The 17,427-nt window shown below is 52.0% G+C and carries 16 protein-coding genes; 9 read left to right on the top strand and 7 right to left on the bottom strand.

Translation table 11 applies throughout. The annotated features are described in order from the left end of the window. Window positions 1-90 precede the first annotated feature (90 nt). From ACJJIV_RS12305 to ACJJIV_RS12275, 7 genes are all read left to right on the top strand, one after another. Window positions 91-1,539, top strand: coding sequence for a S1C family serine protease (locus ACJJIV_RS12305; RefSeq protein WP_252083709.1), 1,449 nt, complete (start codon window positions 91-93; stop codon window positions 1,537-1,539). 28 nt (window positions 1,540-1,567) lie between these two features. Next, window positions 1,568-2,005, top strand: a complete 438-nt coding sequence (locus ACJJIV_RS12300) for a DUF4124 domain-containing protein (RefSeq protein WP_444889132.1) — start codon at window positions 1,568-1,570, stop codon at window positions 2,003-2,005. A gap of 116 nt (window positions 2,006-2,121) precedes the next feature. Next, the gene (gene hslO, locus ACJJIV_RS12295; protein ID WP_444889131.1) at window positions 2,122-3,000 is read left to right on the top strand and encodes an Hsp33 family molecular chaperone HslO; all 879 of its coding nucleotides are present in this window, start codon (window positions 2,122-2,124) and stop codon (window positions 2,998-3,000) included. Window positions 3,001-3,284: 284 nt separating this feature from the next. Further along, window positions 3,285-4,832 carry a phosphoenolpyruvate carboxykinase gene (locus tag ACJJIV_RS12290; protein WP_444889130.1) on the top strand — a complete coding sequence of 516 codons (1,548 nt, stop codon included), beginning with the start codon at window positions 3,285-3,287 and terminating at the stop codon, window positions 4,830-4,832. A gap of 194 nt (window positions 4,833-5,026) precedes the next feature. Continuing rightward, a complete protein-coding gene (locus ACJJIV_RS12285) occupies window positions 5,027-5,719 on the top strand; it encodes a D-Ala-D-Ala carboxypeptidase family metallohydrolase (RefSeq protein ID WP_444889129.1) in 693 nt (230 codons plus the stop codon). Between the two features lie 3 nt (window positions 5,720-5,722). Next, window positions 5,723-6,433, top strand: coding sequence for a D-Ala-D-Ala carboxypeptidase family metallohydrolase (locus ACJJIV_RS12280; protein WP_444889128.1), 711 nt, complete (start codon window positions 5,723-5,725; stop codon window positions 6,431-6,433). Window positions 6,434-6,513: 80 nt separating this feature from the next. After that, entirely contained in the window at window positions 6,514-7,626 is a 1,113-nt protein-coding gene (locus ACJJIV_RS12275) for an AI-2E family transporter (protein ID WP_444889127.1), read from the top strand. Between the two features lie 14 nt (window positions 7,627-7,640). Here the strand turns inward: ACJJIV_RS12275 and ACJJIV_RS12270 are convergent, their stop codons facing one another. Both ACJJIV_RS12270 and ACJJIV_RS12265 read right to left on the bottom strand, forming a co-directional pair. Then, complete coding sequence (locus ACJJIV_RS12270; RefSeq protein WP_444889126.1) at window positions 7,641-7,841, bottom strand: hypothetical protein; 201 nt, start codon at window positions 7,839-7,841, stop codon at window positions 7,641-7,643. Next, window positions 7,842-8,102, bottom strand: a complete 261-nt coding sequence (locus ACJJIV_RS12265; protein ID WP_444889125.1) for a hypothetical protein — start codon at window positions 8,100-8,102, stop codon at window positions 7,842-7,844. A gap of 398 nt (window positions 8,103-8,500) precedes the next feature. Between ACJJIV_RS12265 and ACJJIV_RS12260 the strand changes: the two genes are divergently transcribed. Next, on the top strand, window positions 8,501-9,031 hold the full coding sequence (locus ACJJIV_RS12260) for a peroxiredoxin family protein (protein WP_252083718.1): 531 nt from the start codon (window positions 8,501-8,503) through the stop codon (window positions 9,029-9,031). A gap of 527 nt (window positions 9,032-9,558) precedes the next feature. Continuing rightward, window positions 9,559-11,523 (top strand): hypothetical protein, encoded by a 1,965-nt coding sequence (locus ACJJIV_RS12255; protein WP_444889124.1) that lies wholly within the window; start codon window positions 9,559-9,561, stop codon window positions 11,521-11,523. A 212-nt stretch (window positions 11,524-11,735) separates the two neighbouring features. Here the strand turns inward: ACJJIV_RS12255 and ACJJIV_RS12250 are convergent, their stop codons facing one another. The 5 genes from ACJJIV_RS12250 to glnA all read right to left on the bottom strand — a co-directional run bounded on the left by ACJJIV_RS12250 (window position 11,736) and on the right by glnA (window position 17,302). Further along, a complete protein-coding gene (locus ACJJIV_RS12250; RefSeq protein WP_444887482.1) occupies window positions 11,736-12,068 on the bottom strand; it encodes a PAS domain-containing protein in 333 nt (110 codons plus the stop codon). A gap of 159 nt (window positions 12,069-12,227) precedes the next feature. Next, complete coding sequence (gene ntrC / locus ACJJIV_RS12245; RefSeq protein WP_444889123.1) at window positions 12,228-13,634, bottom strand: nitrogen regulation protein NR(I); 1,407 nt, start codon at window positions 13,632-13,634, stop codon at window positions 12,228-12,230. 3 nt (window positions 13,635-13,637) lie between these two features. Next, complete coding sequence (glnL, locus tag ACJJIV_RS12240; RefSeq protein ID WP_252083722.1) at window positions 13,638-14,720, bottom strand: nitrogen regulation protein NR(II); 1,083 nt, start codon at window positions 14,718-14,720, stop codon at window positions 13,638-13,640. Between the two features lie 308 nt (window positions 14,721-15,028). Then, window positions 15,029-15,670, bottom strand: coding sequence for a DUF4124 domain-containing protein (locus ACJJIV_RS12235; protein WP_252083723.1), 642 nt, complete (start codon window positions 15,668-15,670; stop codon window positions 15,029-15,031). A 225-nt stretch (window positions 15,671-15,895) separates the two neighbouring features. Beyond that, window positions 15,896-17,302 carry a glutamate--ammonia ligase gene (glnA, locus tag ACJJIV_RS12230; protein ID WP_252086040.1) on the bottom strand — a complete coding sequence of 469 codons (1,407 nt, stop codon included), beginning with the start codon at window positions 17,300-17,302 and terminating at the stop codon, window positions 15,896-15,898. Window positions 17,303-17,427: the final 125 nt, after the last annotated feature.

Below are 17,427 nucleotides of genomic sequence, written 5' to 3'. Positions count from 1 at the left end.
CTATAGCTGCTAAACTGCCCCCACTTAACCCGATAGAAAACAGCCACGATGAAACGACTGATCGCCATCTCCCTGCTGCTTCTGCTCGGAATGCAGACGGCCCTCGCCGATAGCCGCGAACACGAGCAGCTCAAGCGTTCGATAATCAAAATTTACACCACTGCTGCCGCCCCGGACTACTTCAATCCCTGGGCGTTGCTTAACCCCAAGCAGTTATCTGGCTCCGGCGCGGTTATCCGCAACAAGCAGATCCTCACCAACGCCCACGTGGTGGCCAACGGTAGCTTTATTCAGGTGCAACGCCACGGCGACGCCAAGAAATTCCGCGCCCGAGTGAAGTTTGTCTCCCACGACGCCGACCTGGCTCTGCTCACCGTGGATGATGACAGTTTCTTCAAAGACACCCGCCCACTGACACTGGGCACACTGCCGGACCTGCAAGAAGAGGTCACCGTGTACGGCTACCCCATTGGCGGCAAGTCCCTGTCGATCACCCGCGGCGTACTGTCCAGGGTGGAACACCAGTACTATGCCCACGCCGAGAGCTATCTGATGGCCGGCCAGATCGACGCGGCCATTAACCCCGGCAATAGCGGCGGCCCGGTCATTTCCGGTGGTCGCATCGTCGGTGTGGCCATGCAGACCAACCAGAGCGCCGAAAACCTGGGTTATTTTGTGCCTCCCAGCGTAATCGCCCATGTACTCGAAGACGCCAAAGACGGCGAACACCAGGGCTTCCCCGAGTTGGGCCTGGTGACCCAGAGCCTGGAGAGCCCTTCCATGAAGAAGGCTGCCGGTCTCAGCGAGGACCAGGACGGCGCAATGATCGTCAAGGTATTTAGCGACTCCCCCGCTGCCGAAATTTTCCAACCCGGCGACGTGTTGCTGGAAGTTGATGGCTTCGAGGTTGCCGCCGATCGCACCGTCGAATGGCGTGAAAACCAGCGCACTAACTACCACTACGCGGTGGACCGCCATCATGTCGGCGACAAATTACCGGTGCGCTTTTCCCGCAACGGTGAAGAAAAAAGTGCGCAAGTGGCCCTGGCAGCACCGCCACCCTCCCGCGCCCTGGTGGTGGGTGAGCAATTTGACCAGCAGCCGCGCTATTACATTTATGGCGGCGTGGTCTTCGTGCCTCTGAACATGAACCTGATCAAGCGGTGGGGCAAGAGTTGGCATTCCAAGGCGCCAATCGATTATCTCTATGCACGCAACCAGTGGAGTGACGAGAGCCGCCGCGAGCTGGTGGTTGCGCTCAAGGTCCTGCCCGCCAACGTCAACCTGGGTTACCACGATTGGAAAAACTGGATTATCGATTCGGTGAATGGCCACAATGTCGCGGACTTCGACGAGTTTGCCCAATTGATGGAAACCAACAAAGAGAATTTTGTAGAGCTGCGCGATCGCTCCGGCTATCGCATGGTGCTAGATCACGCCGAAGCTCAAGAACAAGAGGCAATGATTCTGCAGACCTACCATATCCCCCAGCGCCACTCGCAGGGGCTGTTCAGCAGACTGGCCAATAAAGAGGAGTAAGGCCCGCTGTGTGGGCTATGGAGAAGCCGTGAAACGACTGAGAGGAATCCTAGTTGGCAGCCTGTTGCTGGCTGCCAACACCAGCGCCGGTGAGCTCTATCGCTGGGTCGATGCCGATGGCCGTGTGCACTTCAGTGATCGCCCCCCGGCCGAGGGCAAGGCCCAGGATATTTCCGGACAATTGGGCCCAATCAATGCCGCTGAGGCTACTAAGAAGAGGCCGAGTCTGATCACGTCCTCGGCCACTGCCCCCGAGCGGGAATACCAACAGCGCCAGCAACAAGAGCAATACGCACGCCAACAGGAGCAACAGCGTATTTGCACGAAAGCGCGCCAACGCCTGCATTCACTTAATGGACGGGTGGCCTTTATCGACAAAAATGGCAAAGAGGTGCGTTATTCAGAGCGGGAGCGCCAGAGAATGGCCGAACAGCTCAAGCGGGAAATCGCCAATCGCTGCGGGTAACCCTTCCCCAGCCAACCTTAGTATCCGGTGCCGGCGCCACAATTACCCAGGCCGGCTACCATTTAGACATATCCACCTCTAAAATCCCGCGGTTTTAATACCGAGGCACTCGATCTATGTCCGATCAGCTGGAACGCTTTATCTTTTCCCAACATGATATTCGCGGGCAGATGGTGACCCTCACCGACGCCTACCGCGAAGTGCTCAAGCACAATCCACTGCCTGCACCGGTAGCACATTTGCTGGGAGAGTTTCTCGCAGCCGCCTGCCTACTCTCCACCACCCTGAAATTCGAGGGCATATTGAGCCTGCAGGCCCGCGGTGAGGGCGATGTGCCGCTGATTATGGCCGAGTGTACCCACCACAGTGACCTGCGTGGCATTGCCCGTGTCGCCGGTGGCGCCCAAATCAGTGAAGAGGCCAGCCTGAGCGATATGATCGGCCCCCGCGGCGTCATCGCTATCACTCTGGAGCCCAAGCGTGGTGAACGCTACCAGGGGGTGGTCCCGCTGGAAAAAGAGAGCCTGGCCGGATGTCTGGAGGATTACTTTGCCCAGTCGGAACAATTGGAGACACGCTTCTGGCTGGAGTGCGATGGCAGCAACGTGGGTGGTATTATGCTGCAGGTGCTACCCGGCAATAATGCCGCCAGCTCCGAGGAAAATCGCGACGCCTGGGAAACCGCCCTGCACCTGGCAAATACCGTGACCCCTCAAGAGCTGTTCGATGTGCCCCACGACGAGCTGATTCACCGCCTGTTCCACCAGCTGAAACCGGCTACCCTGGGCACCGACACTATTCGCTTCAAGTGTAGTTGCTCGCGGGAGCGCAGCGCACGCGCCCTGGTCTCTCTCGGTGCTGAAGACGTTTACAAATTACTGGAAGAACAAAATGGCGAAATCATCAGCGATTGCCAGTTTTGTAATGCCCAATACCGCTTTGATCGCGAGCAGGTAGAGTCACTGCTCAATGCCCCACCCCACACCCTGCACTAGGGAAATTATTGCCAGTACTGAGCAGCCTCAGCTACTGGCAATTCGCGACTTAGAACATAAAAATTCACAAAATCTATAAGGTAAAAATACTACATAGATCTTATGAATCCAGAATGCCTTAATTTGGGGTGACAGCGCTGTCAAAGCGCGAAAAGTGACCGTGTTTGCTACCCGCTTATTTTGAATTTTGCCATAATGCGCCCCCCAAATTTTGCCTGGCTGTCTAATACTTGGACGGCTCCTATTTTTTACTATCCAACATAACATTCACGGGTAATCGACGAATGGCACAGATCGACGACACCGCGCTGGTTTATAAAAACCTTTCACCAGCAAAATTGGTAGAGCTGGCTCTTAAGCGCGGCGAGGGTAAACTTTCCGACACCGGCGCGCTGGTGGCTGAAACTGGTGCCCGCACCGGCCGCTCCCCGGCGGACCGCTTTGTTGTAGAAGAGCCCTCCACCGCCGATAGCATCGCCTGGGGCAATGTGAACCGCCCCTTCCCACAGGACAAGTTCGACGCACTCTGGGACCGCGTAGAGGCATTTGTAGCCGGTGACGACACCTTCGTGCAGCACCTGCACGTCGGCCAGGACGAAGACCACTACCTACCGGTTGTTGTAACTACCCAGACCGCCTGGCACAACCTGTTCGGCCGCAACATGTTTATCCGCGCCGAAAAGTACAACCCCAAGGCGAAGGAAGAGTGGCGCATCCTGCACGCTCCCAACTTCGTTTGTGAGCCAGAGCGCGACGGCACCAATTCCGAAGGCTGCGTCATCATCAACTTCGGCCAGCGTCGCGTGCTGCTGGCAGGTATGCGTTACGCCGGTGAGATGAAGAAGGCGATGTTCTCCGTGCAGAACTTCCTGCTGCCGGAAAAAGACGTGATGCCAATGCACTGTGCCGCCAACGTTGGCAAAGACGGCGATACCTGCCTGTTCTTTGGCCTGTCCGGCACCGGCAAGACCACCCTGTCCGCAGACCCTGAGCGCTACCTGATCGGTGACGACGAACACGGCTGGAGCAAAGGTGCAGTTTTCAATATGGAAGGTGGCTGCTACGCCAAAACCATCGACCTGAGCCAAAAGAATGAGCCGGTAATCTGGGACGCTATTCGTTTCGGCGCTATCGTCGAGAACGTAGTCACCAGCGAGAACGGTACCGCCGACTACTGTGACACCAGCCTCACCGAGAACGGTCGCTGCTCCTACCCGCTGGAGCACGTAGAGATGCGCCAGCTGGAAAACCGCGCCGGCGAGCCGAAGAACGTCGTCTTCCTCACCTGCGATGTATCCGGTGTGCTGCCCCCGGTATCCATCCTCTCCAAAGAGGCTGCCGCATACCACTTCCTGTCTGGCTACACCGCGCGCGTAGGCTCTACCGAGCTGGGTGCAGAGGCCGGTATTCACCCGACTTTCTCCACCTGCTTCGGCGCTCCGTTTATGCCGCGCGCCCCGCGTGAATATGCGGACTTGCTGATGAAGCGCATCGAAGACTTCGGCTCCAAGGTATACCTGGTAAACACTGGCTGGACCGGCGGCTCTGGTGACAACGGCAAGCGTTTCCCGATCCCTGTAACCCGCGCAGTAGTTGCGGCTATCCAGAGCGGCGCACTGGAAGGTACTGCCACCGAGCACCTGGAAACCCTGAACCTGGATATTCCTCTGGAAGTACCGGGCGTCGACAAGTCCTACCTAAACCCGCGCGAAGCCTGGGAAGACAAGGCTGCCTACGACGACCAGGCCGGTAAACTGGCCAAGCTGTTCGCCGAAAACATTGAAAAATTCAATGTCAGCGATGATGTGAAAAACGCCGGTCCCAAGGTCTGATCGGCTGGATATAGCCTTCTTTTAGAAGCGCAAAAGCCCCGCCACCGCAAGGTGCCGGGGCTTTTTTTGTTTTTCAATCCCCCAGTAAGAGGTCGATTTTTGCGGCTATAGTGTTTAAAGAAGCGCCGACGAAATAGGCGTCGGCACGAAGACTTTCATGTCTCAGGCATATTTCGGAGCTGTAGCCGTACCCCATGACTGAAGGCAATTCTTTTACCCGCTTCAGGACACTCTACCCCCACCGGCCGCCCGGCCGGCGAATCAATTTTTTGGTGGTCGCCAGCCTGACGCTGCTACTCGCCGCAGTGTTGGCTGCATTATGGCTGTGGCTATGGCTGAAGTCGCAAGAAAAACCCTATGTCGAAACCCGCGGTTATCGCATCGCCAGTGAAGAGAGCTTCAATCATTTCTTACGCAATGGTGAAAACCGCACGCGGGTACGGGCACTCACTGACTACCTAGAGAGCCAAGGGGTAGGCGAAGTGACTGCAGTGAGCAACCTCCTACGCCAGGGTCGCGAATGGCTGGAGCTCGAGAAGCCACCATTCGCCCTTCCGCCGCAGGGTGAGTGGACCAACATGGTCTCCACTTTGAAACTACTACGCGATGAGATAGTGCCTTTAATCGGTCCAGTGGCGGTAATTTCCGGCTTCCGTAGCGACAGCTACAACCGCGAGCTAGAACACGCCGACAAATCTCGCCACCGGGCATTCTGCGCCCTCGACCTGATTCCAACCTCTCACATTAGCCAAGGTGAACTCGCGGAAGAACTGCAAGCTCTGCATGCACGCCTGGGCCCGGAGAGCAATTTCGGCCTGGGTCTCGGTAAAGAGCTGCTCTTCCATATCGACACCTGTGGCTACCGCACATGGCAACTGGTGGATTGAAGCATGGCTATGCAAGACAACAGTGATCGTCCGACAGGCAATACACGAAACCAACGGCGCAGGTTAATAATTCTGGGAGGGCTACTGCTCATCGCCATTATTATTGTGCTGTTATTCACCTCGGAGAAAACACGGGATCTGCGAGAACGGCTCATCAGTCCTATCGAACTCCTGCCGCTGCCGGGAATCCCCGAGGTTTACGATATCCAGGGCTACCCAGCTGCCTCCGAGCGAGTGTTCAGCCGCTTCCTAAAACAAAATGCAAACCAGGCTCTATTCGACAAACTGAAGAATTTTCTACAGATCAACCGAGTGGACCAGGTAGTAAGCCCGTTTGAGCTCCTGCGCCAGGGCAGCGACTGGCGGGATCTGGATGAGCCCCCTTTCGCCATTCCTCCGGTGGAAAACTGGGGCTCAATGATTTACACCCTCAGGGTGCTGCAGCGGGAGATAGTACCGCGTATCGGCCCTGTTACAGTGGTCTCCGGCTGGCGTACCACCAGTTACAACAGTAAGGCTGGTGGCTCCAAAGGCAGTAAACATTTGCGCTTTTGTGGCCTGGACGTAGTGCCGCAAAATAAATTTACCCGCGAGCAGCTGGTTCCTGTCTTGAGAGACATCCACAAGCACAAAGGCAAGGAATGGAATATGGGGCTGGGAATCTATAAAGGTATCCGCTTTCACGTTGACACCTGCGGTTACAGGCGCTGGTAAATCCCCCCTGCTTCTGCTTAGATAGATCGCAAATTAGGCGCCCGATACCACAGGGCTTTGCAGAAGTAGAGGGAATCCCAGTGCAGGAAAAATTAGAAAGGCGCTCATTTATTCTTTCGCTGATATTGGTATCAGTAGCTTTTTTAGTACTAATTAAGCCCTTCTTTACACCAATTTTTTGGGCTTGTGCCATCGCTCTGATCTTTTATCCCGTATACCGGCTGTTGATGCAGCGCTTTCCCAATTCCCCCAATTCTATGGCTCTGCTGACGCTTTTTATGTGCGTCATATTGTTGGTAATACCGGTGCTGGTGGTGGCCACTTCTTTTATCAATGAAGCAGTGACCCTCTATCAAAAGGTACAAGAAGGGCAAATTGATGTCTCTAAATCCCTGGAGCAAGTGCGCAATGCCTTCCCACGAGTGAACGATATGCTCGAGGGTATCGGTGTAGACATCGATGAGGCAAAACAGCGCCTTCTCGGTGGCGTGATGAATGCCGGCAGTTTTATTGCAAAAAATGCCATAGAAGTTGGGCAGAACACCGTTAACTTTTTTGTCATGCTCGGCCTGATGCTCTACCTCACCTTCTTTTTGATTCGCGATGGCGACAGGCTGGTCAATTTAATCATTCACGCACTGCCCCTTGGGGATGAGCGCGAGCACCTACTGCTGGCCAAGTTTGCCGAAGTCACTCGCGCCACAATTAAAGGCAACCTGGTTGTCGCGATTACCCAGGGCAGCTTAGGCGGTATTATTTTCTGGGTCCTCGACCTGCCCGCGCCACTGCTTTGGGGCGTACTGATGACCCTGTTGTCACTGTTACCCGCCGTTGGCGCAGCACTCATCTGGTTTCCCGCAGCGATCTATCTATACGGTATCGGTGAGCCGGTTAAGGCGACCATTCTGTTAGCTTATGGGTTTACCGTTATCAGCCTGGTCGACAACCTGTTGCGCCCTATTCTAGTGGGGCGGGACACCAAGCTGCCAGATTACCTGGTGCTATTTTCCACCGTGGGCGGCCTGATATTGTTTGGTATCAGTGGCTTCGCCATGGGCCCCCTGTTAGCAGCCCTGTTCCTGGCTTTCTGGGAAATTTTTATGCGGGAGTTTGTCCATCCGGAAGATATGCTGATGCCCCCTAAACCGGAAAACAAAGATATGCTGATGCAGCATAAAAAAGATAATGCGTAATTAGGACTCTCTTATTATTGGTGCGCTGCGAGAATCCTGGACCGGTCTTCTCGCAGCGCACTGAGACACTGGTTGAGCTTACTCATCGGTCCCTGATCCACCATCTGCGCACCCTCATTAGCTCTTTTCAGGTCCGCAATCAACAAAATCATCTTGGCAAAAGTCAGCGCCATAGCCAGCACCACCCGATCCGAACCAGCACGGCAAGTTCCCAACTAAAAACCAATAACAAGCATTGCTAGTACAGTCATAAAGTACAGTGCCAACCACAGCAGTGCGGGAATTCTCACTAAGGCAGCCCTGCCACCAATCTGACGCGGTGTAGCTCGCAAATAGTCGGCCTTATAGCGTCTGATAATATGATTCTGTACTAACTGCCAAAACTCTCTGAGAACCTCTTCACTGCGCGCATTATCTACCGCACTTACCGGGATAGGGGGATAAAAATCACGAAAGTCTACATACTCCGTAATCAACTTACGTGCTCATTAAAACGATCCGAAGTCATACTGAAGGAAAAGGCTAAAATAAACGCCACAAACCTTGGGTAGCTGCAACAGCACCGCTGTTAGGGGATTCGATGTCGTCGAGAATATTGGATCCCCAATAGACACCCAAAGCCAGGGTGAAGAACACTAGCCACACGGTAAACAGCTAAAGCAGCGACAAGGAAAGTCCATAAGCCTTATCGCAGAAATACATAAGACCTCCCCCTCCATATCAGAAAAGTCTGGCTCACACAGCAGGCACTATTCAGTCACTCTTGGCAAAGATGACAGTTACAGAGGGTCCTCACCCTGCCAGCGTCATATAATTGTTGGAAGTACACAGCGGCAATAGCATAGACGCCACCTTTGCCGAAGCGGATGACCCTATGAAATATTGGCTTACCCTGATTGTCGCCATAATACTCAGCGTGCCGCTGATGGCGTTAGAGGTCGGGCAAAAAGCACCCGACTTCTCCTTAAAGGGCACAGATGGAAAAACCCACTCGCTACAGGACTACGTTGGAAAAAGTGCGGTAGTAATCGCCTGGTATCCCAGAGTCTTTACCAAGAACTGCACAATTGAATGTAGATCCTTAGTTAAAAACGGTGAGCAAATTCGCTCATTTAACGTTGCCTATTTTATGGCTAGCACCGATGAACTCGATGAGAAAGTCCGGTTTGCCAAGTACAATTCTGCTGACTTCCCCCTACTAAGCGACCCTACGGGAGAAGTCGCCAAAGCCTACGATGTCTTAATCCCCTTTATAAAACTCGCCCGGCGAGTGAATGTATACATAGGTAAAGATGGCACCATTCTGAAAATAGACAGAGATATCAACCCCGCCACTACGGCTGAAGATATCGTCAAAAACCTAGAGAAACTCGGCGTGGAAAAAGCAGAAAGAGCAGAGCAATAATCAATTTGTTTGCCAGGTAAGCTCCGGATTGCTTATAAGTTCCAGATTTTTATAACTGCCTTTGAATAATTCACTCAATAATTAAGAGACTCCAGAGCAACACTGCTGCCCCTCAATATTATCGAGTCAACTTTAAATACCTCAAAATACCCCAAACTTTTTTATAAAAAAACCAACTAGATAAAGCTCAATACATTCAAGCAGCCTTCAGCTTAACACAATCATCACATATCTAAGACTGCTACCTATTTGGCTCCATCATCATTCCCCAATTTTTAACTCTCAGATTTAGCAATCTGTAAAGACACTTTTTCCACAATTTCCCCACACACATAGTTCAGAGAAATATTTTAAAAAAATCTCAGAAGCCATAGTAAAGACTCACAAACGGCCACTACGCTGAAACACCTACTAACGCCACATCCAACTACACAAGTAGAAGCACCGCCGTACCAACCGCAAAGATGAATATTTAAATAAAAAATGTATTATGCGCAAAATTTTCACGACCAACTGGAAGTCTATGTATGAAAAGGATAACCAACCTCTATAGAACACTACTTATTTCTACAGTATTAATTAGTGCATGCAGTGGAGGTGGAAGCAAAAGTGGCGATTCATCTGAGCCAACCCCAAGTCAATCTACACCATCCACACCTTCAACCGGGGGCGACACCTCAGGACAGCCCTCCTCCCCATCAGCAATCACTCTACATGGTATTTTCACCGAGGACTTTAAGGACTTTCCTGTCATAACTGTCAGAATTGGTGAGAAAGAATATATTGCCGACCAAAAAAATAATAATGAATTTAGTATTGAAGTCGACTCTAGTCACGAAAATGAACTGGTAACTTTTTCGGCCAAGGGTTCTATGCCCAACGACTGGGATTTCGAATTCCGCTCATATGCCGGATCATTTTCAGACATAAAAGATAAAGCCATTAATAATGAAGTAAGTTATTTAAATAATAACCCTGCATTTGCAGTAGGAACTTTCACCGGTGTCATGGCAGACCTTATTGACTTGGCAAACAATGGAGAACTCATTACTTCAGTCGAGGATTTAAAAAAATATACTTTCGAAGTCCCACTGGATGAAGCCATACAGCTAGCCGCCTATATGAAGGCCACTATTTCTAGCGCCACAACAGATAAAAACAACTACTATTTTCCTGTTGATAAATACTCTAACACCAAAGATTTCATCAAAGACTTTCAATTTTCCATACAGAAGTCTGAAGATATAATTAATCAAAGCAAAAATACTCATGACATCTATTTAAAATCTATTAATTATTTACTAGAAAATAAATATTTGCGAGATCAAAGCTACAAACTCAATGCATCTGAAGAAATAATTTTCTCTACAAGAAGAACTGATTCAGATGCTACTCTAGATACCGGTCTCATTGAGCTAAGCACACAACACCAAACTAGTGGATCAGCAGACTTATCAGAAGTAGGAAAGTTTACTCTAAGCACGGATGAATTTGGCAATATAAGCGGCTCTCTCATCGGAGACTCTACATGGGAATACTATATAGAAGAGAGCTGCGTAAATATGCGGGATAGAGAGTTTGAAGCAAAACATGCTTTCACAACACCTTATAGCCAGATAGTAAAAATCGATTTTAAAGGTATGTGTGAAGGCCCTGATGGGGACTACGAGAGTACTGAGAGCAGATACTTTCATGTAACTGACACTAAGCTAACTTTCCCTTGGGACTCCCTACCAGAGGAATTTTATGCAGCCTCTTATCACCCAGAAACATATCAAAACTGTGACTGCGACATATTTCCTGCAAAGTTCACCAATAAAACTGAGAGCACCGGGGAAATAGTTTATGGTGTATCCTCAGAAAACAGTGAAAAATATTCATACACCTTTGATAAAGATCTAAGAGTGAAGTATGAGGGGGGCACTGAAGTCCGCTACATTCCGCTTGGGTTTTTCAACAAAACACTGAGGTTTATTGGCATAGGCAATAACCCTAATACCGATAAAAAGAAAATATTCTCTGGATTTATGATGGAGAAAGTATCTAAAAATATACCCACTCCTATTAGGCTTGAATATAATGCACCCTTTCTCACTGACTATAACTATGCACTAACCTATAAAGATAACGGAATTTTTCATATCGAAACGTTGTATCAGGAACAACCATTGACAGAATCCAAGTGGGGCATCAGCCCGAGAATAGGCTCCTGGGAAAAGGTTGAGAATGATACCCTAATAACTAAGCACTATTATGATCCATCACTGGACACTGAAGAAAATGGAACTCTTCCTTATCTAGCCTCTTGTGAAGGACAATCTGAAGAATGTGTTTTATGGAGAGAGAGAGACACAGAGCTGCTAGACATCGATGAGAATTTTTATTATATCCGAGTGACTCAAAACGCTCTATTTTCCATCCCAGATTCCAGCAGGATAGACTACCGGGGCGGCTATATCGGCCGATTTAAAAAAACCGATATAGAAAATTAGTTTCATCAAATACTTTAAGCTCGTTGAATCCCAGGACTTATAACTATTGAGTCCTGGGATTTAGCCACAATCACTTTCAAATTAAAATCGGCAAGAATCTTGTACATTACTGACCTTATGATGATAAACAAGAATAGGAACCTTGAACTAAAACAACACGGATATTACGGGGCCACTACCAATTTGACCACCCCACTCTAACAAACCTCAAGTCACTCGATAACAAAAGAGATCCCAAAACAACACTGCTGCCCCTCAAAATCATCGAGCCACTTACAAACGCTAAGGGTTTCCTCACCCTTGCTGGATTTCACCACATGCTCAAGTAAATAATCTGGCTTACCGGAATTAAAAACACGAATATCTGCCGCCTTCAGTGCTGAGGCATTTTCAGCCCAAACCAGCTGGTCATCGGTCTTTCCCACTACATCCTCACCAGCCAATTCACAAATTTTTCGATTTCCCCATAAATACTGCTCATCTCTACTTTTTACCCAGAATAGGAATGGCACACTATCGAGAACACTTAACTCATCAGCAGTCATGAACTTTCTCCAGGCTTCTATCAATACATTTAAGTGGAATAAATAAATATTGGTAGAGAAGCCAAAAAAAGTATGTACTTATTCAGCGATTAAGATTTAAAAGAAATATCCGCTTAATTATTTATAAAGCTTTTCCTTAAGTTAAGCGCTGAGCAATTCTTAACTTCCATTAATTTCTAACTCCTTTAACTTCCTCGTCAGAGTATTGCGGCCCCAACCCAGTAGGTCCGCAGCATCCCGCTTGCGTCCAGCGGTGTGCTTTAGGGCGATTTCTATCAGGGCCTTCTCGAAGGCCGGTACGGCCTCACTGAGAATTTCCTTGCGCCCGGCGCTCAGTGCCTGATCGGCCCAGATACGCAGGGCTTTTTGCCAGTCCAGTGGCGTTTCGATTTCATTACCCTGCTGATGCAATTCCTGCGGAAGGTCTTCAATATGTACTTCACGGCCGGAGGCCATCACGGTAATCCAGCGACAGGTATTTTCCAACTGGCGCACATTGCCGGGCCAGTCGAGACCGGAGAGGTACTCCTCCGCATCTTTGCTGAGAATTTTCGGCTCTACGCCGAGATCGGCGGCGGCGGCATTAAAGAAGTGACGTACCAACCGTGGAATATCCTCGCGCCTGTCCGCTAGGCGCGGGATATGAATCCGAATCACATTCAGGCGGTGGAACAAATCCTCGCGGAATTTATGCTCGCGCACCAACTCCTCCAGGTTCTGGTGAGTGGCAGCGATAATACGCACATCCACTTTTACCGGTGTATGGCCACCTACTCGATAAAACTCACCATCTGCCAACACACGCAACAGACGCGTCTGTGTATCCGCCGGCATATCGCCAATTTCATCCAAAAACAGGGTGCCGCTGTTGGCTTGCTCAAAACGACCCGCCCGCTGAGCGCTGGCGCCGGTAAAGGCACCCTTCTCGTGTCCGAATAGCTCCGACTCCATCAGGTCTTTGGGAATCGCGGCCATATTGAGGGCAATAAACGGCTTGTTACGGCGCGGGCTGTGATTGTGCAGGGCCTGAGCCACCAGCTCCTTACCGGTTCCAGATTCACCGTTGATTAACACGGTAATATTGGAATGAGAAAGGCGCCCAATAGCACGAAATACTTCCTGCATGGCCGGCGCTTCGCCAATAATTTCTTTGTTGCTTGCGCCATTATCCGGCTCCGCACGCTCTTCCTGGGCCTGTTCCTTGGCGTGCGCCAGCGCGCGACGGGTAACCGCTACCGCTTCGTCGATATCGAACGGCTTGGGTAAATATTCGAAGGCCCCACCCTGATAGGCAGCCACGGCGCTGTCGAGATCCGAATGCGCGGTCATGATAATAATCGGCAGGCCCGGCCGTTCCGCCTGGAATCTCTCCAGTAATTTGAAGCCATCGGAGCCCGGCATGCGGATATCACTGATCACCACATCCGGGGAGTCGCTGTAAAAATCATCCAGTGCGCGATCACCACTCTCGTAGCACTGGGTCTCAATCCCCTCCCGTGACAGCGCTCGCTCCAGTACCCAGCGGATTGATCGGTCGTCGTCAATAATCCAAACGCGATTGCTCATTCTCTAGGTTCCTGTATTGGCTGATTCGGTAACAAGTGGCAGATAAATCTGGAATACACTGCGGCCTGGTCGGCTGTCGCATTTAATTAAGCCACGGTGTTGGTTGATGATGTTTTGCGAGATAGACAACCCCAGTCCCGAGCCTTCGGCGCGCCCGGAAATCATCGGGAAAAAAATACGCTCGCGGATCTCCTCGGCAATACCGGGGCCGTTGTCTTCTATTTCGATACGGCAAACCAGCGGGCAGTGGCGCCGACCAATCGTGAACTGGCGCTGTACCCGCGTACGCAGCACCATTTCGCCATTAGTGAGACCAATACTTTCATCGATGGCCTGCATGGCATTGCGGGCGATATTCAACAAGGCCTGGATCAACTGTTCGGGGTCTGCCGGCACATCGGGGATAGAGGGGTCGTAATCCCGGCGAATCAGTAGTTCCCCCCCACATTCGGCCTCGACCAGTTGTGCCACCCGCTCTAGGATCTCGTGCACATTGCTGGGCACCAGCTGTACCGGCTGGCGCGGTCCAAGCAAGCGATCAACCAGATTACGCAGGCGATCCACCTCCTCAATGATGATCTGGGTGTATTCCTCGAGGGAGGCATCGGGTAGTTCACGCTGCAGCAACTGCGCGGCACCGCGAATCCCTCCGAGGGGGTTCTTTACCTCATGAGCCATACCCCGCACCAAGTTGCGTGCGGTCTCCTGGGTACTGAGCAACGCATCCTCGCGAGCAATGCGTAGCAAACGATCCATCGGCTGCACTTCCACCAGCAATACCCCCAGCTCCGGTACGGGGCTGACGGAGTAATCTACGGTGCGCGTTTTTAGGTTGTGCAAGCGCCAGCGGGCGCGCCGCACCGTGAATTTTTCCCCTGTGAGGAGCGCGTTGTGCAGTGCTTTTAGTGCGGCGTTAGATTCCCTCACCACCTCCTGCAGAGGCATACCCTCAACCCTTGCATTGGAGGCAGCCAACAGATCCTCGGCGGCATTATTCAGGTAGCAAAGCGATAACTGGTCATCCAGTACCAGTACCGCTGAAGTTAGGCTGTCTAGTAGCTGACGCAACTGGCGATCATTGAGCATTCAATCGTTTCCGCTTTTCATCGAGGGGCCGGGACAATCTCCTATGCCCGGCGCGATAACCCCTTGTATCTAGCCAGTGCAAAAAGCAAACCAAAATGGCGCACGGAATTATTGGGAGGCACTGCCCAACCCACTCGGTCTTAGGGGTTTTAAACGATTCAGCTGACACATGCACCGAAGCACTTGAGATGGCTTACCCCTGTGCGCACCATTTTAGTGCGCAGAACAAAATTCAACCAGCAAGGATAAAAACGGCGACCCCCACCAAAAAAGAAGTTATCGGTGAGGGCGTTGAGGGCGGGGCAAATTTAGGGGCTGGGCTGGGCTTGGGGGATACCCGGCCCAACCGGAGCCCTGGGGGCTTGCGGTGCACGCGGTGCCGAGTTGTCAGGCAATCTGCCACCCGGACGTTTCACATAGAGAGTAACCACCTGAGATTGTGCCAATACCTGGCCCTTGGAGTCGGTGAGTACCGCCTGCACAGTATGAGTGCCGCGCTCGAGCAGGGAGATATCCAGGCCCGCTCCAGAAGAGCTGCCCTGCCAGGGTTTGCCATCTACCACCGCAAAGAAACTCGCCCCCTCTGGATACACCGGCTGCACGTCTACCTGTAGTGGAATAAAGCGCTGTCCCGGCGGGATGGTGGCGCCATCCAGGGGACTCACTATCTGGATAGAAACCGGGCCTGTATAGCCCTCCTTGCCGGTGTCAGTCTCATCTTTTGGAGACAATTTACGAGTTGGCAGGGTTCGCGGCAGGGCAATGGGTTGAACATTAATGGGAGCCAATTGCACCTCCTGCGCCTGCCCATTGGGTGGTGGCGTATCGCTGAAAGTCACCTGACCATCGGGGCCGACGACCTTGTAAATAGTACTGGAGGTATTCCCACCATCGGTGCCGGCAAAGGCCACCAGGGGAACAGCAAGGAAAAGGGCCTGAAGCAGTTTCATATTTTCCATCACTCACTCAGCCGCGAAGCGGTAGTCCTTGTCTCAGCCCAATACGCGGGCCGCAGTCTCAAAGGGGCGGGCTTTTGGGTCCAAGAGATACAAAATCGACCATAGACGGCAAAAGCAACCAACCCAATCAGTGTACCTCCAATAAAAAAGCCCGCACCAGTAGGGTGCGGGCTTTTCGAGAACGGCTCGACGGCATCGTCGTGATGCCGCTCGCCATTACACGGAGTAGTACATATCAAACTCGACCGGGTGCGTGGTCATGTTCAGGCGCTCTACTTCTTCGCGCTTCAGGTCGATGTAGGCATCGATGGCGTCGTCGGTGAATACACCACCTTCGGTGAGGAAGGCACGATCCTGATCCAGAGCATCCAGGGCGCCTTCCAGACTCGCCGCAACGGTCGGGTACTCGGCCAATTCTTCCGGCGGCAGATCGTAGAGATCCTTGTCGGCGGCATCTCCAGGGTGGATCTTGTTCTTGATACCGTCCAGGCCCGCCATCAACAGCGCAGCAAACGCCAGATAGGGGTTGGCGGTCGGATCCGGGAAGCGGGTCTCGATACGCTTGCCCTTAGGAGAAGTCACGTAAGGGATACGGATAGATGCAGAGCGGTTGCGCGCGGAGTACGCCAGGATAACCGGGGCTTCGAAGCCAGGCACCAGACGCTTGTAAGAGTTGGTGGATGCGTTACAGATCGCATTCAGGGCGCGCGCGTGCTTCACGATACCGCCGATGTAGTATAGGGCAGTCTCGGACAGGCCCGCGTAGGCATCACCGGCAAACTGGTTAACGCCATCCTTGGTGAAGGACTGGTGCACGTGCATGCCGGAGCCGTTATCGCCTACCAGCGGCTTCGGCATAAAGGTCGCGGTCTTGCCGTAGGCGTGAGCCACATTGTGTACGGCGTACTTAAGGATCTGCACCTCATCCGCTTTCTTGGTCAAGGTATTGGCGGCAACGCCGATCTCACACTGGCCAGCAGTGCCCACTTCGTGGTGGTGTACTTCAACACGCAAACCCATCTGCTCCATAGCGGAACACATAGCGGCGCGCACATCGTGCAGGGAGTCAACCGGGGGCACTGGGAAGTAACCGCCTTTCACTCCGGGGCGGTGACCGATATTGCCCTCACTGAAGTTATGACCGGAAGACCAAGCCGCCTCTTCGGAGTTGATCTTGTAAAAGGCGCCACCCATTTCGGCGCCCCAGGTAATATCGTCGAAGACGAAAAACTCGGGCTCTGGGCCGAACAGTGCGGTGTCACCCAGACCGGTGGACTTCAGGTATTCCTCGGCGCGCAGCGCGATGGAACGCGGGTCGCGCTCGTAGCCCTGACCGGTGATCGGGTCGACGATATTACAGCGAATAATTACGGTGCTTTCGTCGGTGAAGGGATCGAGGAAAGCGGTATCGTCATCCGGCATCAGGATCATGTCGGACTCGTTAATGCCCTTCCAGCCAGCGATAGAGGAGCCATCGAACATCTTGCCCTCTTCGAAGAACTCGTCGTCAATCTCTGACACGGGCACAGATACGTGCTGTTCTTTACCCTTGGTGTCGGTGAAGCGCAGGTCTATCCACTTAGCTTCACTCTCATTAATCAAACCGAGTGTTTTCGCTGACATTGCTGTCCTCCAGGTCTTGAAAAGTATTTGGTCGCTATGCCTATACTGCTGGCATTCGCTCTTTACCTGGCGTGAAATAAAGCAAAGAGTGTGCCAAATTAGGGCAGTGGCGTCGCAGCGGCGGC

The organism is Microbulbifer mixtoriginis (SeqCode), from assembly GCF_052466765.1.
This window is presented reverse-complemented; position numbering and strand designations above follow the sequence as displayed.